This window comes from Bradyrhizobium sp. HKCCYLR20261, from assembly GCF_051168435.1.
In the GTDB taxonomy this organism is placed as follows: Bacteria; Pseudomonadota; Alphaproteobacteria; order Rhizobiales; family Xanthobacteraceae; genus Bradyrhizobium.
The window spans coordinates 64,258-84,474 of record NZ_JBNPUZ010000015.1 but is presented as its reverse complement, the minus strand read 5'-3'; the positions used below and the strand labels follow the sequence as shown (position 1 = coordinate 84,474).

The 20,217-nt window shown below is 65.7% G+C and carries 17 protein-coding genes and 1 riboswitch; of the genes, 9 read left to right on the top strand and 8 right to left on the bottom strand.

Features of this window, described 5'->3' with window-relative positions; translation table 11 throughout:
• From ACQR1L_RS27205 to ACQR1L_RS27195, 3 genes are read left to right on the top strand one after another with little or no spacing between them, the layout of a single operon-like run.
• Positions 1–393: a hypothetical protein gene (locus ACQR1L_RS27205; RefSeq protein WP_434860990.1), complete on the top strand. Its 393-nt coding sequence runs from the start codon at positions 1–3 to the stop codon at positions 391–393.
• Positions 369–500 carry a hypothetical protein gene (locus ACQR1L_RS27200; protein WP_434860989.1) on the top strand — a complete coding sequence of 44 codons (132 nt, stop codon included), beginning with the start codon at positions 369–371 and terminating at the stop codon, positions 498–500. Before ACQR1L_RS27205 ends, ACQR1L_RS27200 begins: the two co-directional genes overlap by 25 nt.
• Positions 501–517: 17 nt before the next feature.
• Positions 518–1,525 carry a hypothetical protein gene (locus ACQR1L_RS27195; protein WP_434860988.1) on the top strand — a complete coding sequence of 336 codons (1,008 nt, stop codon included), beginning with the start codon at positions 518–520 and terminating at the stop codon, positions 1,523–1,525.
• Positions 1,526–1,642: 117 nt separating this feature from the next.
• Here the strand turns inward: ACQR1L_RS27195 and ACQR1L_RS27190 are convergent, their stop codons facing one another.
• The 6 genes from ACQR1L_RS27190 to alaS all read right to left on the bottom strand — a co-directional run bounded on the left by ACQR1L_RS27190 (position 1,643) and on the right by alaS (position 10,486).
• Positions 1,643–2,842, bottom strand: a complete 1,200-nt coding sequence (locus ACQR1L_RS27190; RefSeq protein WP_434860987.1) for an adenylate/guanylate cyclase domain-containing protein — start codon at positions 2,840–2,842, stop codon at positions 1,643–1,645.
• Between the two features lie 160 nt (positions 2,843–3,002).
• Positions 3,003–4,349: a carbohydrate porin gene (locus tag ACQR1L_RS27185; RefSeq protein WP_434860986.1), complete on the bottom strand. Its 1,347-nt coding sequence runs from the start codon at positions 4,347–4,349 to the stop codon at positions 3,003–3,005.
• Positions 4,350–4,848: 499 nt separating this feature from the next.
• The gene (locus ACQR1L_RS27180; protein WP_434860985.1) at positions 4,849–5,145 is read right to left on the bottom strand and encodes a type II toxin-antitoxin system RelE/ParE family toxin; all 297 of its coding nucleotides are present in this window, start codon (positions 5,143–5,145) and stop codon (positions 4,849–4,851) included.
• Positions 5,138–5,344: a hypothetical protein gene (locus ACQR1L_RS27175; RefSeq protein ID WP_434860984.1), complete on the bottom strand. Its 207-nt coding sequence runs from the start codon at positions 5,342–5,344 to the stop codon at positions 5,138–5,140. Before ACQR1L_RS27175 ends, ACQR1L_RS27180 begins: the two co-directional genes overlap by 8 nt.
• Before the next feature lie 1,216 nt (positions 5,345–6,560).
• On the bottom strand, positions 6,561–7,763 hold the full coding sequence (locus ACQR1L_RS27170) for a cyclic nucleotide-gated ion channel (RefSeq protein WP_434860983.1): 1,203 nt from the start codon (positions 7,761–7,763) through the stop codon (positions 6,561–6,563).
• Between the two features lie 47 nt (positions 7,764–7,810).
• The gene (gene alaS, locus ACQR1L_RS27165; protein WP_434861069.1) at positions 7,811–10,486 is read right to left on the bottom strand and encodes an alanine--tRNA ligase; all 2,676 of its coding nucleotides are present in this window, start codon (positions 10,484–10,486) and stop codon (positions 7,811–7,813) included.
• A 180-nt stretch (positions 10,487–10,666) separates the two neighbouring features.
• A riboswitch (glycine riboswitch) is annotated at positions 10,667–10,779 on the top strand.
• 142 nt (positions 10,780–10,921) lie between these two features.
• Here alaS and gcvT point away from each other — a divergent pair.
• From gcvT to gcvP, 3 genes are all read left to right on the top strand, one after another.
• A complete protein-coding gene (gene gcvT / locus ACQR1L_RS27160; protein ID WP_434860982.1) occupies positions 10,922–12,079 on the top strand; it encodes a glycine cleavage system aminomethyltransferase GcvT in 1,158 nt (385 codons plus the stop codon).
• 9 nt (positions 12,080–12,088) lie between these two features.
• Complete coding sequence (gene gcvH, locus ACQR1L_RS27155) at positions 12,089–12,454, top strand: glycine cleavage system protein GcvH (protein WP_172134542.1); 366 nt, start codon at positions 12,089–12,091, stop codon at positions 12,452–12,454.
• 147 nt (positions 12,455–12,601) lie between these two features.
• Positions 12,602–15,475, top strand: coding sequence for an aminomethyl-transferring glycine dehydrogenase (gcvP, locus tag ACQR1L_RS27150; RefSeq protein ID WP_434860981.1), 2,874 nt, complete (start codon positions 12,602–12,604; stop codon positions 15,473–15,475).
• On the opposite strand, the gene ACQR1L_RS27145 is transcribed toward gcvP, so the two are convergent.
• Both ACQR1L_RS27145 and recA read right to left on the bottom strand, forming a co-directional pair.
• Positions 15,454–16,527 carry a DUF1835 domain-containing protein gene (locus tag ACQR1L_RS27145; protein WP_434860980.1) on the bottom strand — a complete coding sequence of 358 codons (1,074 nt, stop codon included), beginning with the start codon at positions 16,525–16,527 and terminating at the stop codon, positions 15,454–15,456. The two genes, gcvP and ACQR1L_RS27145, sit on opposite strands and share 22 nt — an antisense overlap.
• A 293-nt stretch (positions 16,528–16,820) precedes the next feature.
• Positions 16,821–17,915, bottom strand: coding sequence for a recombinase RecA (gene recA, locus ACQR1L_RS27140; protein ID WP_315720995.1), 1,095 nt, complete (start codon positions 17,913–17,915; stop codon positions 16,821–16,823).
• A 29-nt stretch (positions 17,916–17,944) separates the two neighbouring features.
• Between recA and ACQR1L_RS27135 the strand changes: the two genes are divergently transcribed.
• From ACQR1L_RS27135 to ACQR1L_RS27125, 3 genes are all read left to right on the top strand, one after another.
• Positions 17,945–18,154: a hypothetical protein gene (locus tag ACQR1L_RS27135; RefSeq protein ID WP_434860979.1), complete on the top strand. Its 210-nt coding sequence runs from the start codon at positions 17,945–17,947 to the stop codon at positions 18,152–18,154.
• Positions 18,155–18,383: 229 nt separating this feature from the next.
• Entirely contained in the window at positions 18,384–18,737 is a 354-nt protein-coding gene (locus ACQR1L_RS27130) for an ADP-ribosylation/crystallin J1 (RefSeq protein WP_434860978.1), read from the top strand.
• Between the two features lie 986 nt (positions 18,738–19,723).
• A complete protein-coding gene (locus tag ACQR1L_RS27125) occupies positions 19,724–19,957 on the top strand; it encodes a DUF6894 family protein (protein ID WP_434861068.1) in 234 nt (77 codons plus the stop codon).
• Positions 19,958–20,217: the final 260 nt, after the last annotated feature.

Genomic DNA, 20,217 nt, shown 5'->3' with positions numbered 1-20,217 from the left:
ATGCTCGATTATGCAACCGAATTGCTTGCCGCATGCCTCATCGGCTACGCCATCGCTGCGCTGATTCCGTCGTGGCGCGCACTGCTGATCGCGATCCTTGTTGCGCTGCTGGTGACGAGGGTTCACAGTCTTCGCGACTTATTGTTTCCGCAGATATTCGCTGGCTGTTCCGCCCCGTGCGCCGGGTTCCTTCTCGGCGGCCCATTGCTGGTTGCGACGAAGATCGGCTTCGTCACGGGTGTCTTGATTCGAGGCCTGACCCTGCTCGCCCAGGCACGCGGGATCTCACTACGGTCAACGACCGCAATCCGCGTCGCAGGAGGCCTCGTCGCACCAACCCTGCTTGTCATCGCGCCGGAGGTGCTGGAATGGCCGCCCTGGTCGATGCTCTGACTGGCCTTGCGCCCGACTCATCACTCGTTCAGGCGTTCGGCACCGCAGTTAAGGTCACCAGCGCCGAGACGCGCGAGCTGGTCGCGTCGTATCTCGATCCGGCGTGAACATGGCAGGAGCAATCGTGAACTGGTTCGAAAGGCTCACGGGATTCGAGGAGGTCGACTATGCCTCCACGCGCGCCAGACTGAAGGTTGAGAACGGACGCCTCACATCTCTCGTCAACGGCCGGAGCTACACGACCGGACGGCTCGAGCTTCCGACCCTGTCGGAGCTTCGGCGACAAGCCCAGCAATCGCCGTGCAGGTCGGGGAAGCTTCGCGTCGGCCTGGTCAGCGGTGACGTCCGCACCCTGCATCTGCTTCCGGAGTTCGCAGGCGCCCTGTTCCAGGTCGCGTCGCAGTTCAACCTGCTGGAGATGGTCGGACCGCACGCCACACCCGAAGACGGCGTGACGATCTATCAGTCCGATCCGACACAAGGGCCGGCCTGCGCGATCGCCGCCGGCGCAGCGACCATCTACCGGAACTACTTCGCTCCCGTCGGGAAGCAATCAGGCCAGACCCGCGACCGGCAGCTCGACGCGCTCGCAGATCTCGGTGCGGCGCTGAGAAGCCGCCTGCCCCGCGACACCGGCGAGCTCTGGGCGATGACCAACGGCTACGCGCTGTGCACCCGCAGCGGGCTCGATACCATCACCGCGCTGCTCGCGGCGAGCAGCCCTGAGGAGATCGACGCGCTGCGTGGACACCTTCGGATCGGCATTCACAGCGATGTCGAACTGACGGACGCAATAGAGCCGATGTCGACGGTGTCGCAAGCGTTCTGCTCCGCGCTTCCCGTGGCCTATTGCTCAGCCGCGCCTCGCTATTGGGAATCCTTCGCGCGCCTTGTCCTGGAGGCGAGCTACGAGGCGACGATCTGGGCCGCGGTGCTCAACGCGGCCCGCGGGTCGAACATCGTGCTGCTCACCAGCGTGGGCGGCGGAGCGTTCGGAAACGACGACGCCTGGATCGAAGATGCGCTGCGCCGGGCGCTGCTGCTGGCCTCCGGTTTCGACCTCGACGTCAAGCTGGTGAGCTATGACCGTCCGACCGAGGCGTTCCTGCGGCTCCATCGCGAGTTTGGCTAGCTCAGGCGCCAAGCACGAGCACGGAGCCCGGATGAGCGCAGCGACATCCGGGGTCATCGCAGACGGTCGTGGTGAACCCGGATATCGCTGCGCTCATCCGGGCTGCACGACACGTCTCTACCCCTCGAACGAAAACAGCTCGATCGGGTCGCTGAAGCCGCGCACCGGGAATTCGCCGACGCGCTCCAGCGCGAACGGGCCTTCGACCAGCTCGGCAAACGCGCGCGACATCAGCACGGGACGTCCGACCTGCTTGGTCAGCGCCTCCATGCGCGAGGCCATGTTCACCGCCGGCCCGATCACTGTGAAGTCCAGCCGCGTGCGCGAGCCGATATTGCCGTACATGACGTCGCCGACATGGATGCCGATGCCGAAGCGAAGCGGCGCGCGGCCGCTCTCGGCGTTGCGCGCGTTCAGGTCAGCCATCGCCTGCTTGGCGCCGGTGACGGCGTGCAGCAGGTTCTCGCAGGCGCCGGGTTGGCTCAGCGGAAAGATCGCCAGCAGGCCGTCGCCGATGAACTTCAAAATCTCGCCGCCGTGGTCGGTGATCGGCTCGACCATCGCGTCGAAATAGCCGTTGAGCAGATCGATCACGTCGTCGCGCGGCCAGTTGTCGGAGATCTTGGTGAAGTCGCGCAGATCGCAGATCATGATCGCCGCGCTCACAGTCTCGCCGCTGCCGCGCCGTGTCGCGCCGGCCAGCACCATCTCGCCGGCATGCGTGCCGACATAGGTTTCGAGCAAGGTGCGCGCCAGCCTGTTCTTGATGCGGATCTCGCTGACCAGCGCCAGCACCGGCAGGAGCCGCTTCAGCGCAGCGATCTCGGCATCATTGAAGCCGCCGCGCTGGTCAGTCGAAAAGGTGACGCAGTGGCGCTTGCCGAGCGTGTGCAGGATCGGCCAGGCGACGTAGTCGGTCAGGCCCAGCGCCCGCATGTCGTCATAGACGCCATGCTGCCGGCCGAGCGCAGCATCGCGCGCCAGATCCTCGCGGATCTCGTCGGCACCTTGGTAGACCTCGCTCACCGGGCTGCCGATGAACTCGGAGCGCGACCCGACGTCGTAGTCGACGCGGTCGATCTCGGAGCTCTCCATCCCGTCGCTCCACACGATGCGCGCGCCGAGCCATTGCGGGTGATTGATGCGCACGTGCAACGACGCCCGCTTGACGGGCACGCCCGCACGCTGCAGGCGGATGCACATCTGCGCGAAGATATTGTCGATGAAGCGTTCGTCGTGGGTGCCGCTGGTGAGCCAGTCCACGACCTCGTCGCCCAGGCGCTGGCCAGGGGCAAGAGGAACGTCGGTTGCGGTCATGGCGGTCTCCTGGGCAGGCGCGGCAGTGCCCGGGAGATGTCGTGTCGCAGCGCAAAAGAGTCAACCGATACCAACGCATCGCGCCCCCACCCGGATGGGCAGGAGCAAACCGGCCGGAAGGGGCGGATGCTGGACATCCGCCCCTCCCGTGACACGCCACTCAGAAGTGCACCACCGTGCGCAGGCCGAGGACCACCGCATTCCCGGTCTTCACGCCGGCAGCGTTGAAGCCGCGGCCGCCCGGATTGATCACGTACTGGGCGTCGAACTTCAGGTTCATCCAGCCGGTGGCCTGCCAGCCGTACCAGGCCTCCAGCGGAATCTCGTTGCCGCCGGCATTCGGCGTCAGCGCCGCCGAATTGACGTGGGTGGTTCCGACCGCGAAGCCGACCTCGTCCTCGGGACGGAACGAGAAGGTTCCGGTGTGCTTGATGCCCCAGGAGATCTGGTAGTCCTGATAGGCGGTGCGGTGATCGGCGACGCTGGTGTTGAGGAAGGTGTACCAGCCCTGCGCCTTCGGACCCTCGACGGTCAGGCGCTGCAGGATCGACTCGTAGATGCCGTAGCGGCCGCGCGAATCGCTGAGGTTCTGAGCGCCCACGCCAGGACCGCCAAGGTAGACGCCGGTGACGCCGGGCAGACCGCCGTCGATGGTCGATGCGTTGTCATACCAGCCGCCGAAGCGCCAGGTGCCGTTGAGCGGACCGCTCGGCTCATACACCACCTCGACCGGCACCAGGACGCCCGAGGCCGGATTGGAGCGCGGAATGCCCGGCGCGAGATAGACGCCGGCATCCGACGTCGTCAGGTAGTTCGGATTGGCGTCGTAGACGCCGACCGACAACTTCCACTCCTTGGTGAAGTTGTAGTGCACCACGCCGGCCCACTGGCTCACCGGCCAGTTGTAGATATAGCCGCCCTGGATGTTGCCGGGCTGGCCGCCGCAGAATGTCAGGTTGATGAACTCGCACTGGCCGAAGAAGAAGTCCGAGCCGACCGGCAGCCGGCCGCCCTTCAGCACGAGGCGGTCATCGAGCAGCTTCTGCTGATAGTAGAATTCGGTGAGGCGCAGGATGTTGCCGCGGCCGAACACCTCGTTGGTCAGCTGCAGCGCCGGAATGCCGGCCTCGCTGTTGAGGTTCTTGCCGAAACGGTCGACCAAGGTGATGCCGATCAGGCCACCCTGGATGCCGGCGAGCTTGGCCATGTCGAACTTGGCCTCGAACCACAATTGCCCGGCATTGGCCGAGGTGTTGCGCGAGCCGCCCGACAGGTTGGTGACGGCCTCGTCGCCGAGCGTGAGCGCGAGCGAGATGCCCTGCTCCTTCAACCGGGTCCGGCCGAGATCGCCGAACAGATACGGCCGCGTCCAGAAATCATCGACACCGGCATAAGGAATCGGCTGCGCCTTCACCGGCAGATCGGCGGCAACGGCTCCGCCTCCCAGCAAACAAGACAAAGCAATCCCTACGCCGCACACGCGTGCGGTCGTCACAAACCCACTCATTTTCCTGCTCCTCGCAGCGTCCCCAGGCTCCGGCTGTTGTCTGACGCGTCCGGCCCGGAGCCTCGTCCCGGCACGCGCTTCCCCTCGGCTCACCCCCGGCCGCCGCTCATTTCTTGAGCAAATTCGTCAACCTGAGATTGGACGAAGACCCTAGCAAGCGCAGAGATGCCTTTGAATAGTCATATTATATTTGGGAGTCGGTATAAATGTAACTGTGACATCAGCGTCACATACCGCATTGCGGAATTCTTAGGCACAAGGAGGCGAGGGAGCGTGGTCTCGTAGGGCGGGTTAGCCGCAGGCGTAACCCGCCGCCTCGACGGCGGATTACGCTCCGCTAATCCGCCCTACGGACCGCGCTCATCCGCCCTACGCGCTACGCCTTAATCTCTGGCAGCAGATTAGCCGTAAATAGTGGCGCCATATCTCGAACGTGTGGCCACTGCGGTGTCAACGCGGACGGCCCATCACGAGCAGGAGCCCGCTGCTCCCAACCGCATTACTCGAACAGACTGGATCTGATCTGGCGCGCGTGATGCAGCACGCCTCGAATCTCGACCACGTCGTTCGACACGGTGTAGTAGATGAAGTGCGCTTGGAAACGAAACCGCCGCAAACCACGCCGGAAATCCTCGGCCGACTGGCCGATGGCGGGAAAATCCGCGAGCAATTCGAAGGTTCGGATCAGTCCGGACGCATACGCTTCCGCCTGATAGGCCCCGAACTCCGCCTCTGTGTAGTCGTAAATCTGCGCGAGCTGATCTCGCGTGCGTATCGTGAGGCGATAGCTACCCACGGCGCACAGCGGCGCGCTGCCGGGCAGCGGCGATGATGTCCTCGGCCGTCTCGTCGGTAAACGTCTCGCAATCGGGATGAGCGAAGAATTCCGCGAAGCGCTCAATTTGCTCTTCGCGTGTCAGGGCATTCCACTCTGCCAACTCCGCCGGGCGCGGCGGCATCGCCGAAGGAAATGCGCGGATCTTTGTTTCAGACATCGGTCGTTCCAGCGAGAGGGAACACGGTAGCATTTGTGGCGAGAGATATAGCATCCATCGGCGGACTTTGCGAGGTCGGCCCTGCCGCAGTCGCGCCAGTCGCAGCGCGGAGCAAGGCGCCCTACTCTGGCTGTCCTGATTTGCCCGACGAGCACCGTTGCGCCTTCCGACGGGTCTGAATCACTGCTGCGCCGTGTCGAAATCGGCTGCGCCGAACACCCGATTTCATCGTCGATCTCAATGAGATCGTCTGTTTCAAGAGGCCCCCTCCAAAATAAAAAACTTCCGAAAATCAGCAAACCATGCCTATTATGTCCGCGTTCCGGTCCGGATGAGGGGCGTACGCGTCGTCACGACACGTTGGATCGGCAATGCGGTGGACGTGAGGGCATCAGCGCGCCGGATGGTGCGGACGAATGATGTGCTCGCGGACGTGAAGTCGCGTGGTCCTGACACCCCGATGCTGGTGTCCCTCGCGCAATGCGCGAAAGCGTGTTGTCGCGACACGGTGGCCAACAAGCCCGGTGCACCGAGGAGATCGCGTATAAGCGTTAAAACCGCCGCGCAGGGAATGCCGGGTCGATCCGGCTGCACCTGTGGTACCTGCCGCCTGCATTTTTGTTCGCAGGCGGGCCATGGGTGAGGCCATCACCCGGCATTCCCTGCGCCCTCATCGTTGTTCGTGAGGGACGAACTAACAGCAGACCTCGGGCAGGATGTGCCGCGAGACTGCAGCCGCATGTCCGTGCTGTTTGAGAATGTGAAATCGACCACAGCGATGCTGCCGTAGGGTGGGCAAAGGCGCGCCTCCGCTTGAGCCACGAGCCCAACGCTGTCGCGCGCCGTGCCCACCGTGGCTGCCGCGCAGGCGGATACACGGTGGGCACGCAACCGCCCTGCGGGCGCCCGCTTTGCCCACCCTACGGACTACAAACTCCGCCGTCGTCCCGGACAAGCCACGACGCGCGCCAGCGCGGCTTGGCGCCGATCCGGGACCCATACGCCGCGGTCGTTGTGATGGGCAAAAAGCCAACGGCCAGCCTGCCTCAAACCGCTCCCTGGGGGTATGGATCCCGGCGTGCGCCGGGACGACAGCGGTGGTTGTTGCGCGAGAGGTGGCAATGGTGGGCACGGCGCGCGCTGGGAGCCCAGGACGTGGCGTGCAATATAGCGAGCGCGCCTTTGCCCCAGCCGTCTCCAATCGACGCGCCGCGCCCTACCCGCCCGGCTGGTCGTCGTGCTCGGCTTGCGACAGTTCGGCGATGGCGAGGTCGCCGGTGTCGGCCATGCGGGCCTTCGCGGTGGTGGTGACGTGGGCGGCGAGCGCCGGCATGCGGGCGATCAGGGCGTGAAAGTCCTGCGCGTCGAGCACCAGCAGCCGCGTCTTGCGGGTGGCCCTGACGGTGCCGGAGCGCTTGGTCCGGTGCAGCAGCGCGATCTCGCCGAAGAAGGTGCCGTCGGCGAGCCGCACGCATTGCGTCGGCAGTTCAATCTCGACCTCGCCTGCGGTGATGAAATACATCGACGAGGCGACGTCGCCGCGACGGACGAGAATCTCCTCGGCCTCGATGGTCCGCGCCCGCAAGAGCCGCATGATGTCGGCGATCTCGGACGCCGAGAGATGCGAGAACAGCGGCACCCGCGCCAGCATGCCCCAAGTCACCACAAAGTCGCGCCGCTTCACCTCGTCGGCAAAGGCGTTGGAGATGATGGCGACCGGCAACGCGATCATCGCGAGGCCGCCAATAATGGTGAACACTGAGATCGCCTTGCCGAGCGAGGTCACCGGCACGACATCGCCATAGCCGACGGTGCCGAGCGTCACGATCGCCCACCACATCGCGTCGGGAATGGTGCCGAACTTGTCGGGCTGCACGTCGCGCTCGACCGCATAGAGCAGCGAAGCGAACAGCAGCACCGCGCCGGCGAGGATCGCGAGGCAGCCGACCAAGGTGCGGCGCTCGGCCTGGATCGCCGCCAGCAGCGAACGCATCGCCGGCGAATAGCGCACCAGCTTGAGGAACGGCAGCACCACGAGCACGGCGAGCGTGGCGTGGTCGCCGAACGCGAGCACGACAGCGGCCGGCAGGAAGGCCATGAGATCGATGATGCCGAGCGCGGAGAACGCATATTGCAGGCGGTCACGCAGTGGCGAGACATGTTGCGGCGTGTGGCCGGCGACGCTCCAGAGCCGGGCTACATATTCGAAGCCGAACACCAGCACGGCCATGACCTTCACCGCGGTGAAGGTCGGGCCGAACCGCTCGTCGAGATGCGGCACCGAGGCCAGCACCGTTGCCAGCACGTCGGCGAAGATCACGATGACGACGGCGCGCACGAAGCGCGAGCCGACCGAGAGCGGCAGATGGTCGTGCTCGAGCAGCTCGTAGAGCCGGTCCCGCAAATCGGGATCGGGCATGCGATCGGGATCGCGAACGCTGTCGCCCGGCCCCGGCTGCGGCACGATCAGCCGGCCTTGCTGATCGCGCTCTCGATCGCGGCCAGCGCAGCCTCCGCCTTGGATCCATCGGGACCGCCGGCTTGGGCCATGTCGGGACGGCCGCCGCCGCCCTTGCCGCCCAGCGCCTCGGACGCCGCGCGCACCAGCTCGACCGCGTTGAAGCGCGCCGTGAGATCGGCGGTCACGCCGACGACGACGCCGGCCTTGCCGTCCTCGCTGCGGCCGACGATGGCGACCACACCGGAGCCGAGCTGCTTCTTGGCCTCGTCAACCAGCGACTTGAGATCCTTCACCTCGACGCCATCGACCGCGCGGGCCATCAGCTTGATGCCGGCGACCTCGCGGATGCCGGAGGCGGCTCCGCCCGCCGCCGCACCGCCGCCCATCGCGAGCTTCTTGCGCGCGTCCGACAGCTCGCGCTCGAGCTTCTTGCGCTCCTCCATCAGCGCGGTGATGCGCGCCGGCACCTCGTCCACCGTGGTGCGCAGCTCGGCCGCGGCGGCCTTGGCGAGCGCGAGATTGTGGTTGGCATGGGCGCGGGCGCCGCGCGCGGTCAGCGCCTCGATGCGGCGGACGCCGGAGGCCACCGCGCTCTCGGAGGTGACCGCGATCAGGCCGATGTCGCCGGTGCGCTTGACATGCGTGCCGCCGCACAGCTCGACCGACCAGCCCATCGCGTTCGAGCCCAGCTCGCGCGCGGCATTGCCCATCGAGACGACGCGGACCTCGTCGCCATATTTCTCGCCGAACAGCGCGCGGGCGCCAGCCTCGCGGGCGTCGTCGAGCCCCATCAGCCGGGTCGTGACCTCGGCATTCTCCAGCACGACGTCATTGGCGATGTCCTCGACGCGGGCGAGCTCCTCCGCCGTGATCGGCTTCGGATGCACGAAGTCGAAGCGCAGGCGGTCGGGCGAGACCAGCGAGCCGCGCTGGGCGATGTGGTCGCCGAGCACCTGGCGCAGCGCCTCGTGCAGGATGTGGGTGGCCGAATGGTTGGCGCGGATCGCGGAGCGGCGCGAATGATCGACGTCGAGCTGCAGCGCGGTGCCGAGCTTGAGCGTGCCCTGCTCCACGGTGCCGATATGCGCGAACAGATCGCCGGCCTTCTTCTGGGTGTCGGTGATGCGGACGCGGACGCCCTCGCCGGTCAGCACGCCGGTATCGCCGACCTGACCGCCGGACTCGCCGTAGAACGGCGTCTGGTTCAGCACGATCGCGCCGCTCTCGCCGGCCTTGAGGCTGTCGACCTCGGCGCCGTCCTTGACCAGCGCGGTCACGGCGCCCTCAGCGGTCTCGGTCTCGTAGCCGAGGAACTCGGTGGCGCCGAGCTTCTCACGCAGCGGGAACCAGACGGTCTCGGTGGCCGCCTCGCCGGAGCCGGCCCAGGCCGCCCGCGCCTTCGCCTTCTGCCGCTCCATGGCGTCGGTGAAGGAGGCCTGGTCGACGCTGATGCCGCGCGACTTCAGCGCATCCTGGGTGAGGTCGAGCGGGAAGCCATAGGTGTCGTACAGCGTGAAGGCGACGTCGCCGTCGAACATGTCGCCCTTGGAGAGCGAGGCCGACTTCTCGTCGAGGATGGCAAGGCCGCGCTCCAGGGTCTTGCGGAAGCGGGTCTCTTCGAGCCGCAAGGTCTCCTTGATCAGCCCCTCAGCGCGGATCAGCTCCGGATAGGCCTGGCCCATCTCGCGCGTCAGCGCGCCGACCAGCTTGTGCATCAGCGGCTCGCGCGCGCCGAGCAGCTGGGCGTGGCGCATCGCGCGGCGCATGATCCGGCGCAGCACGTAGCCGCGGCCTTCGTTGGACGGCAGCACGCCGTCGGAGATCAGGAACGACGAGGCGCGCAGATGGTCGGCGATGACGCGCAGGCTCGCCTTCTGCGGACCCTGCGGGTCGGCATTGGTGAGGTCGGCGATGGCCCGGATCAGCGCGACGAACAGGTCGATGTCGTAATTGTCGTGCTTGCCCTGCAGCACCGCGGCGACGCGCTCCAGGCCGGCGCCGGTGTCGATCGAGGGCTTCGGCAGGGGATTGCGGACCCCGCCCTCGAGCTGCTCGTACTGCATGAACACGAGGTTCCAGATCTCGATGAAGCGGTCGCCATCCGCCTCCGGCGATCCCGGAGGGCCGCCCCAGATCTTGTCGCCGTGGTCGTAGAAGATCTCCGAACACGGCCCGCACGGGCCGGTGTCGCCCATCTGCCAGAAATTGTCCGAGCCGGCGATTCGGATGATGCGCGACTCAGGGAGCCCTGCGATCTTCTTCCACAGCCCGAACGCCTCGTCGTCGTCGATATAGACGGTCGCGGTCAGCTTGTCCTTCGGGAGGCCGAACTCCTTGGTGACGAGCTTCCAGGCGAGCTCGATCGCGTTCTCCTTGAAGTAGTCGCCGAACGAGAAGTTGCCGAGCATCTCGAAGAAGGTGTGGTGTCGGGCGGTGTAGCCGACATTGTCGAGATCGTTGTGCTTGCCGCCGGCGCGCACGCATTTCTGCGACGTGGTGGCGCGGTGGTAGGGCCGCTTCTCGACGCCGGTGAAGACGTTCTTGAACTGCACCATGCCGGCGTTCGTGAACATCAATGTCGGGTCGTTGCGCGGCACGAGCGGCGAGGACGGCACGATCTCGTGGCCGTTCGCAGCGAAGAAATTGAGGAAAGTCGACCTGATCTCGTTGACGCCGCTCATAGCAATCCAATCGAAGAAGTCCGGGAATTCGGCGGCATTGCTTTTAGACAAGCGTCCCTCACGTGTCCAGAAACTGTGCAGAAACATCATGGGGTTGCTGCACGGCTCCTAAAGCTGGTTGAAAGCCATGGTGACGCGTTGACAGCTCGGTTGAGCTGGTGTTTTGTCGCCGCACTGACGTTAGTCGCGTCGGGAGAGATCGGTCTTCTGAGGTTCTGGTTGAACTTCAAGGGATCGGCGCCGAAGGAGCAACCGCCCCGGAAACTCTCAGGCAAAAGGACCCTCGCGACTTCAACTGCATCTGGAAAGAGGCGCTGGCCGGGCCTGATCCCGGGAGGCGTCCGCCGACGGGATAATACTCTCAGGCACAGCGACAGATGGGGCTTCGATGGCGTTTTTCGGGACTGGTCCCGAGGAACCGCGCGAGGACCCCTGATGGCTGAACCGGCTGCTGCAACTTCTTCTTCCTCTCTCAAGCGAACCCCGCTCTATGCGCTGCATGTGAGCCTCGGCGGCAAGATGGTGCCGTTCGCGGGCTACGAGATGCCCGTGCAATACGCGCCCGGCGTGCTCAAGGAGCACCTCCATACCCGCGCTGCCGCCGGGCTGTTCGACGTGTCGCACATGGGCCAGGTCGCGCTGGTGCCAAAATCCGGCAAGGTGGCCGACGCCGCGGCCGCGCTCGAGCGGCTGGTGCCGCAGGATATCGTCGGCATCCCCGCGGGCCGCCAGCGTTATGCCCAGTTCACCAATGCCGAGGGCGGCATCCTCGACGATCTGATGGTGGCGAATTTCGGCGAGCACCTGGTGCTGGTCGTCAACGCCGCCTGCAAGGAGGCCGACATCCAGCTGCTGCGCGACGGCCTGTCTGACGTCTGCGACGTGCAGCCGCTGACCGACCGCGCGCTGCTGGCGCTGCAGGGGCCGAAGGCGGCAGGCGTGCTGGCGAAATTCTGTGCAGACGCGGACGCCATGCGGTTCATGGATTCGGGGCCGCGCAGCGTCGACGGGCTCGCCTGCTTCGTCTCGCGCTCGGGCTATACCGGCGAGGACGGCTACGAGATTTCGGTGCCGGCCGACAAGGCCGAGCAGCTCGCCGAGGCGCTGTTGTCCGACAAGGACGTGCTGCCGATCGGCCTCGGCGCCCGCGACAGCCTGCGGCTTGAGGCCGGGCTCTGCCTCTATGGCCATGACATCGACACCGGCACGACGCCGGTCGAGGCGGCCCTGGAATGGTCGGTGCAGAAGGTCCGCCGATCAGGCGGCGCCCGCGCCGGCGGCTTCCCGGGCGCCGACAAGATCCTGGCGCAGTTCGACAGCGGCGCGGCGCGTCGCCGGGTCGGCCTGCGGCCCGAGGGCCGCGCGCCGGTGCGCGAGGGCGCGACGCTGTTCGCGACCGCCGACTCGACTGAACCGGTCGGCAAGGTCACCTCGGGCGGCTTCGGGCCGACGCTGAACGCGCCGGTCGCGATGGGCTACGTGCCGACCGCCCTCTCGGCTTTGGACACCCAATTATTCGCCGATGTGCGCGGCCAGCGGCTGCCGCTGCGCGTCGCCGCCACGCCTTTTGTCCCCAACACCTACAAGCGCTGAAGGACGTCCATGACCACGCTCTACACCTCCGACCACGAATGGCTCAGCATCGAGGGCGATGTCGCCACCATCGGCATCACCGACTATGCGCAGGCCCAGCTCGGCGACGTCGTGTTCGTCGAGCTGCCGCAGGTCGGCCGCGCGCTGAAGAAGACCGAAGCCGCCGCCGTGGTCGAATCGGTCAAGGCCGCCTCCGACGTCTACGCGCCGATCACCGGCGAGGTGGTCGAGGTCAACCAGGCGATCGTCGACGAGCCGGCGCTGGTCAACACCGATGCCGACGGCAAGGCCTGGTTCTTCAAGCTCAAGATCGCCGACAAGGCCGAACTCGGCGGCCTGATGGATGAGGCCGCCTACAAGGCGCACACGGCGTGAGAGCCGCGGTGCGGCGACACCCACCGCTGTCATCGCCCGGCTCGACCTGGCGATCCAGTACGCCGCGCCCCCTCCGCCTGATCTCGACAGCAGCGATTACTGGATGCTCCGCCTTCGCGGGGCATGACGAGGCATAGAGGATTGCTTATGACCACGCCGCTCAAGCCGCTCGATGATGCCGCCACCGACTTCGCCCGTCGCCATATCGGTCCCTCCCCGCGCGATGTCGCGGCGATGCTGGAGACCGTGGACGCGAAGAGCGTTGCCGAGCTGATGGCGCAGACCCTGCCCGGCACCATTCGACAGACCGCGCCGCTCACGCTGGAGCCCGCCTTGAGCGAGGTCGAGGCGATCGGCCACATGCGCGCGCTGGCGGCGCAGAACCAGGTCTTCACCTCGCTGATCGGCCAGGGCTATTCCGGCACGGTCATGCCGGCGGTGATCCAGCGCAACATCCTGGAGAACCCGGCCTGGTACACGGCCTACACGCCCTATCAGCCGGAGATCAGCCAGGGCCGGCTGGAGGCGCTGTTCAACTTCCAGACCATGATCTGCGACCTCACCGGGCTCGACGTCGCCAACGCCTCGCTGCTCGACGAGGGCACCGCGGCTGCGGAAGCGATGGCGCTCGCCGAACGTTCGTCGCGCGCGAAGACCAAGGCGTTCTTCGTCGATCACAACGTTCACCCGCAGACGCTCGCCGTGCTGCGCACCCGCGCCGAGCCGCTGGGCTGGAAGCTGATCGTCGGCGATCCCGCGACGGATCTCGACAGCGCCGAGGTGTTCGGCGGGCTGCTGCAATATCCCGACACGACCGGCGCCTTGCGCGATCCGCGCGGCGCCATCGCCAAGCTGCACGACAAGGGCGCGCTGGCGATCCTCGCCGCCGACCTGCTGGCGGTGACCCTCGTCGCCTCGCCGGGCGAGCTCGGCGCCGACATCGCGATCGGTTCGGCGCAGCGGTTCGGCGTGCCGATGGGCTATGGCGGGCCGCACGCCGCCTACATGGCGGTGCGCGACGCGCTGAAGCGCTCGCTGCCGGGCCGCATCGTCGGCCTCTCGGTCGATTCGCGTGGCGCCCCCGCCTATCGGCTGGCGCTGCAGACCCGTGAGCAGCACATCCGGCGCGAGAAGGCGACCTCGAACATCTGCACGGCGCAGGTGCTGCTGGCGGTGATCGCCGCGATGTACGCGGTCTATCACGGCCCCGAAGGGCTGAAGGCGATTGCGCGCATGGTGCATCGCCGGACGACGGTGCTCGCGGCCGGCCTGCGCAAGCTCGGCTTCGCGCCCAGCAGCGACGCCTTCTTCGATACCGTCACCGTTGAGGCTGGTGGAAAGGCCTCCTCGATCATCGCGCGTGCGGAAGGCGAGCGGATCAATCTCGGCCGCGACGGCGGCAAGCTACGCATTGCGCTCGACGAGACCACGACGGCCGAGGTCGTCGAAGCCGTCTGGCGCGCGTTCGGCGGCGAGCTGTCCTACGCCGACGTCGAAGCTGGGGCGCGCGACCCCGTCCCGGCCGAGTTGAAGCGGCAGCGGCCTTACCTCACTCATCCGGTGTTCCACGCGCACCGCTCGGAGACCGAGATGCTGCGCTATCTGCGCAAGCTCGCCGACCGCGACCTCGCGCTCGACCGCGCGATGATTCCGCTCGGCTCGTGCACGATGAAGCTGAACGCGACGACGGAGATGATCCCGCTCACCTGGCCGGAATTCGCCAGCCTGCACCCGTTCGTGCCGCGCGCCCAGGCGGCCGGCTATCACGCGATGTTCGCCGACCTCCAGGACTGGCTGTGCCGGATCTCCGGCTATGACGCGGTGTCGCTGCAGCCGAACTCCGGCGCGCAGGGCGAATATGCCGGACTGCTGGCCATCCGCGGCTACCACGCCGCGCGCGGCGACAGCCATCGCACGATCTGCCTGATCCCCTCCTCCGCCCACGGCACCAATCCGGCGTCGGCGCACATGGTCGGGATGGAAGTGGTCGTGGTCGGCTGCGACACCGGCGGCAATGTCGACCTCGCCGATCTCAAGGCCAAGGCGGAGGCGCACAGCGCCAAGCTCGCGGCGATCATGATCACCTATCCCTCGACGCACGGCGTGTTCGAGGAGCACATCCGCGACATCTGCGACATCGTCCATACGCATGGCGGACAGGTCTATCTCGATGGCGCCAATCTCAACGCCCAGGTCGGCCTCGCCCGTCCCGGCGACTACGGCGCCGATGTCAGCCATTTCAATTTGCACAAGACGTTCTGCATCCCGCATGGCGGCGGCGGCCCGGGCATGGGCCCGATCGGCGTCAAGGCGCATCTGGCGCCGTTCCTGCCGGTTCATCCGACCACGGATGGCGCAAGCGCGCATCCGGTCGGCCCGGTCTCGGCGGCGCCCTACGGCTCGGCCTCGATCCTGACCATCTCCTACATCTACATGCTGCTGATGGGCGGCGACGGCCTGACGCGCGCCACCGAGATCGCGATCCTCAACGCCAACTACGTCGCGGCCCGGCTCGATCCGCACTTCCCGGTGCTCTACCGCAACGAGCGTGGCCGCGTCGCGCATGAGTGCATCATTGATCCGCGCCCGCTCAAGCAGACCAGCGGCGTCACCGTCGACGACATCGCCAAGCGGCTGATCGACTACGGCTTCCATGCGCCGACGATGAGCTTCCCGGTCGCCGGCACCTTGATGATCGAGCCGACCGAGTCGGAATCCAAGGCCGAGCTGGACCGGTTCTGCGACGCCATGATCGCGATCCGCAAGGAGATCGCCGCGGTCGAACAGGGCCATTTCAAGATCGAGGCCTCGCCGCTGCGCCACGCGCCGCACACGGTGCACGACATCGCCGACGACGATTGGAACCGCGCCTATCGCCGCAGCGAAGGCTGCTTCCCGGAAGGCACCTCGCGCACCGACAAATACTGGTGCCCGGTCGGCCGCGTCGACAACGTCTATGGCGACCGGAATCTGGTGTGCTCCTGCCCGCCCGTCGGCGACTACGCGGAGGCAGCGGAGTAAGCGGCCTCGCAATCGCGCCAATGGACCACCTGCCACGGTTCGCGACAGTCGATGACGTGAGGCGTGTCAGGGTCCGGCGCGATCAGCACGCCGTGCCAGCGCCAGAGATTGGCGTTGGTCAATTCGGTGCCGCCCCACCAGCGCCGGATTGGATTGTGGACCGTAAAATCGTCCTCGCCGGCCAGGATGGCCTTGCCGAGCGGCGTCAGCGAAAGCGTGCTCGCCTTGTAGCGGTCGAGACGTTCACGACCGTGGTGCATCTCGATCGAGAATGGCCATTCGGCGAGGCCTGATATGACGGGCACCGGCGCCAGCGCCAGGCCGTCGAGCAACGCGCCCGCTTCCCAATAATCGAAGACGCGGCGTTGAAAGCGCTCCCGAAAGGGCGGAAGCACATCGAGCGGGTGCTCATAGCCCGCGGACAGCAATTCGAGGATTCGCAATTCCGAGGCTCCGAGGCCGCTCGTGTCGCCAGGAAGCTCATCGAGCAACTCCAGCACGCAGCGCCGAAGCTGCGGCAGCGCGCTGAGATCCTGCTTCAACAGGTCGAACCAAGCCTGCGGCGTCGGAGCTCGAAACGCCCGCCATGCGCGATGACCAAGCTCGAGATGCTCACGCGACACCGCGATGCCCATCGTCTGCTCGGCGATTTGCCAGGCGGGCGCATGAAGGGGGGTGTCGACATGCCGCAACACGATCTTGGTCGCGATCTCCGCGTGATGGCGGAGATAGTCCAACAACCAGATCAGGACCAACTGGTCGTTCGGTCGGGTGTCCATCCAGAGCTCGACACGATCGCAACGATAGACGATCTCGAGCAGACCCTTGCCGCGCACGCCGGCGGCCATCAGTTCGCGACGCGAGGCGAAATCCAACCAATGCGCCGCCTTCTGTCGCGGCGGGCGCGCGCCGAGAAAATTCGACAGCTCCGTATCGGACGGCAAAGGCCCCCACACGAAACGATGGAGAATCGGCACCACGAGATCGGCAAAGCCTCCTCTCCGCAGCGCACCGGCGCCGGGGTCATCGGCCGTGAGAATGAGGCTCGTCATCCGCTTGGCTCCGTCATCGCGCGATCGGCGCACGGCGCAGTCTGGCCGCCTGCAATCGGTCTAACCAAAAGTCGACGTCAGGCTCCTCGTGCCCCATCGGCCACCCCGGTCCGGCGGCCGGCACACGCGCTTTCACCTGCTTGAACCCAGGAGGAAAGGACATCCATCAAGGCATGCGCGCTACGTCGATTGCCTCCGCCGGAGCCAGGCCAATCCACCAGAGCGCGAGATTGGGAAGCGTCGGGCGCCGGAACGTCGTCAAACCGACGTCTGCGGCGCCCGCGATGCTCGCTCTACTCCTCCGCCGGCTCCTCACCGTCGCCGTCGGCATCGCGCTCGGCGTTGCCGGCCAGGATCTGCTCGGCGATCAGACCGGAGTTCTGGCGGATCGCAGCCTCGATCTTCGCGGTCATATCGGGGTTGGCCTTGAGGAAGGTCTTCGAGTTCTCACGCCCCTGCCCGAGCCGCTGGCTGTCATAGGAGAACCAGGCGCCGGATTTCTCGACGATGCCGGCCTTGACGCCGAGATCGAGGATCTCGCCCATCTTCGACACGCCCTCGCCATACATGATGTCGAACTCGACCTGTTTGAACGGCGGCGCCAACTTATTCTTGACGACCTTGACGCGTGTAGAGTTTCCGATCACCTCGTCGCGCTCCTTGATCGCGCCGATGCGGCGGATGTCGAGGCGTACCGAGGCATAGAATTTCAGCGCATTGCCGCCGGTCGTAGTTTCGGGCGAGCCGTACATCACACCAATCTTCATGCGGATCTGGTTGATGAAGATCACCATCGTGTTGGACTTGTTGATCGAGGCCGTCAGCTTGCGCAGCGCCTGACTCATCAGGCGCGCCTGCAGGCCAGGTAGCGACTCGCCCATCTCGCCCTCGAGCTCGGCCTTCGGCACCAGCGCCGCCACGGAGTCGACGACCAGCACGTCGACCGCCCCCGACCGCACCAGGGTGTCGCAGATCTCCAGGGCCTGCTCGCCCGTATCCGGCTGCGAGATCAGCAGCTCGTCGATATTCACGCCCAGCTTGCGCGCATAGACCGGATCGAGCGCATGCTCGGCGTCGATGAAGGCGCAGATGCCGCCCTTCTTCTGCGCTTCCGCCACCGTGTGCAGCGCCAGCGTCGTCTTGCCCGAGGATTCCGGCCCGTAGATCTCGACGATGCGTCCCTTCGGCAGGCCGCCGATGCCGAGCGCGATATCGAGCCCGAGGGAGCCGGTCGAGACCGTCTCGACATCCATCGAGCGGTCGTTCTTGCCCAGCTTCATCACCGAGCCCTTGCCGAACTGGCGTTCGATCTGGGACAGCGCAGCAGAGAGCGCCTTACTCTTATCCATGGAAGAACCTTCGACGATACGCAGGGCGGTGGCGGACATTGGCGCTCCTTATGGCGGGGATTCGCGGGATGGACAAACGGTTAACGAGGCCGGCCAGCAATCTTGAGATGAATGTACCCGATCTGTTCTTTGTTCGCAATATGTTCTTTCGCGCGTTTGCAGCCTTTCACAGCTTCCGCCAGAGGCAGCCCACATTGCCGCAGGAAAAAGTGGCTCAGCTCAAGAGCCGAGCCATGCGCAGCAAACGCGCCGCCAAGCAGCCATCTGGCACGCGCTGATGCGCAGCGAGCTCCCGATCGGGCACCAGCCTGGCCACGCGCGAACCGGCAGAGCACGCGCCAAGGAGGCCCTGACCACAACCAGACCGTGTTCCGGCACGCGGGAGCTGGACTGCGACAACACGCGCCTTGATGATGAGTTTGGAGATGGCGCCAGACACTTGCGCCGCCTGCCAGATTCTGCCCTATCGTGGGGCATCTGCTCGCCCCTCGGACAGCTTCGAGCCGCATGACCATCTCCCCCGACACCATCACGCTGTGGCGCCCTGTCGGCCCCAAGGAACTTGCCTTGATCGAGGCGTCGGGCATGCGCGCGTTTCCGCCGCGGCTGCCGGAGCAACCCATCTTCTATCCGGTACTGACCGAGGACTACGCGGTGAAGATCGCGCGTGACTGGAACGTGCCCGCCAGCGGCAGTGGCCATGTTGTACGCTTCGACGTGCTGCGGGAGTTCATCGATCGCTATCCGGTGCAGCAGGCCGGTGGACGCGATCATCTCGAGTATTGGATTCCGAGCGAGGAGCTCGATGACTTCAACGCAGCCATCGTCGGCGCCATCACGCTCGTCAGAACATTTCCCTGAAACTATCAACTTCCTACACGCGTGCGCAGATCGCACATCCGTGGTTCTCCTGAGGGGAACGAAGTTCCATCGCCTCTTCTGCTTTTGTTCGGCTCATCTCGCAGGCAAACGCACGTCCAGAATGCAATTGACGGCGTGCACGGCGGCCGAAGCGCTTATGTGCGATGAGTTCCCATCGTCGCCGCTGCAACTCCGCGGGCCTGCGACATCAAGACGGCGAGGACGTCCGCCGCTCGCACGTTCCCGAAGATGCCGCATGCGGCGCTCGTCTTATGTAGGTGATCGACCTCACTGATCCCTTGGTGCTCCCGAGATATTCAAGCAACCACCATTGTCATAAACTTGGGGTTGCGTTATAGCGTTCAGGTTGTCGGATCGTCGGAGCAAATTTTCACCAGCCCCGAATTTGTTTGTTCGTTTCGATAATGGTCGGAGCACATCCATCGGCGATGTGCTGCGGACCTGCCGCCTGCAACATCATTCCTTTGCAGGCGCCGTCACCGTAGGCGCAGGCCCTGAAACCATCAGCGCTGAAAGAAAGCCCCGGACGATGTCCGGGGCTTTTGACGTGATGCTCTGTGTCCCAAGAACATCTTGTCCGCAGCGACTGCGGCGCGCGCATGTCGATGCGACGAGCACACGACGCTGAGCGAGCGGCGATACAACCCTTGATTTGCCGCAAGGCGGGCAACCAGGTCGCGCGCTAAGATGAGCTGTCATTGCCTAACTGCCCTCGCCGGGAAGCTACGACGTTGACGCCGAGCCTCGGACCGCGGCGGTCCGAGGCTCTTTGCTCGCCTTCGGCTGCCGCTGGCGGCAGGTGGCCCGACTGTACAGCCTCGCTGCCCGTCCGGGTTGCGGCCGGGCCTCGGCCGGCCGTCCACCGTATTCTACCGGAATTGATCCAGGAGGGTTTTGCGCTTGAACTTGCGGTGCGTACATCAAACCCAGCGGCCTGGGGCGGTCAGGGCTCACCGGTTTTGGCAATGCCGCTCTATTTCTTTCGTATCCGCAATGGCCACTTCTCCGGCGCGTCCGAGTATGGGACAGAATGCGCCGATCGCAATGCAGCCTGGAAAGAGATGACCACGGTCTGCGCCGATATGGCCAGCAGCATCTCGCGCAAGCTCGCCGAAAACTCCGAGTGGCAGATGGAACTGCTCGATGAGACGCGACAGCCGGTGTTTCGGATCCGGATCGTCGCCGAGTCGCTCGATTAGGTCGTTCGGCGGGAGGCTTTTGCGCCGGGCGTGACACCTTGGAAGAGCTCCTCCGGAGCAGCGCAATTGAGGATTGCGCCGCGCCTCGCGGCGGGCTGTGATTTCCCGCGTGGTCTTGATTCAGATCAAATTGCCTGCCCCGGTCCTGGCAGAAGCTTGAATCTGTATGGGTAATCTGATCTTCAAATGTCCACGGACCGGGATGAACGTGCAGCATTGGCTGGAAGAGCCGAGGCCGGGCGATCCCACGAGCGCGTATG

Coding starts and splice junctions, on each gene's coding strand:
- ACQR1L_RS27205 (WP_434860990.1), top strand. CDS start 1: ATGCTCGATTATGCAACCGAATTGCTTGCCGCATGCCTCATCGGCTAC.
- ACQR1L_RS27200 (WP_434860989.1), top strand. CDS start 369: ATGGCCGCCCTGGTCGATGCTCTGACTGGCCTTGCGCCCGACTCATCA.
- ACQR1L_RS27190 (WP_434860987.1), bottom strand. CDS start 2,842: ATGACCGCAACCGACGTTCCTCTTGCCCCTGGCCAGCGCCTGGGCGAC.
- ACQR1L_RS27185 (WP_434860986.1), bottom strand. CDS start 4,349: ATGAGTGGGTTTGTGACGACCGCACGCGTGTGCGGCGTAGGGATTGCT.
- ACQR1L_RS27175 (WP_434860984.1), bottom strand. CDS start 5,344: ATGTCTGAAACAAAGATCCGCGCATTTCCTTCGGCGATGCCGCCGCGC.
- ACQR1L_RS27170 (WP_434860983.1), bottom strand. CDS start 7,763: ATGCCCGATCCCGATTTGCGGGACCGGCTCTACGAGCTGCTCGAGCAC.
- alaS (WP_434861069.1), bottom strand. CDS start 10,486: ATGAGCGGCGTCAACGAGATCAGGTCGACTTTCCTCAATTTCTTCGCT.
- gcvT (WP_434860982.1), top strand. CDS start 10,922: ATGGCTGAACCGGCTGCTGCAACTTCTTCTTCCTCTCTCAAGCGAACC.
- gcvH (WP_172134542.1), top strand. CDS start 12,089: ATGACCACGCTCTACACCTCCGACCACGAATGGCTCAGCATCGAGGGC.
- gcvP (WP_434860981.1), top strand. CDS start 12,602: ATGACCACGCCGCTCAAGCCGCTCGATGATGCCGCCACCGACTTCGCC.
- ACQR1L_RS27145 (WP_434860980.1), bottom strand. CDS start 16,527: ATGACGAGCCTCATTCTCACGGCCGATGACCCCGGCGCCGGTGCGCTG.
- recA (WP_315720995.1), bottom strand. CDS start 17,915: ATGTCCGCCACCGCCCTGCGTATCGTCGAAGGTTCTTCCATGGATAAG.
- ACQR1L_RS27135 (WP_434860979.1), top strand. CDS start 17,945: ATGGACAAACGGTTAACGAGGCCGGCCAGCAATCTTGAGATGAATGTA.
- ACQR1L_RS27130 (WP_434860978.1), top strand. CDS start 18,384: ATGACCATCTCCCCCGACACCATCACGCTGTGGCGCCCTGTCGGCCCC.
- ACQR1L_RS27125 (WP_434861068.1), top strand. CDS start 19,724: ATGCCGCTCTATTTCTTTCGTATCCGCAATGGCCACTTCTCCGGCGCG.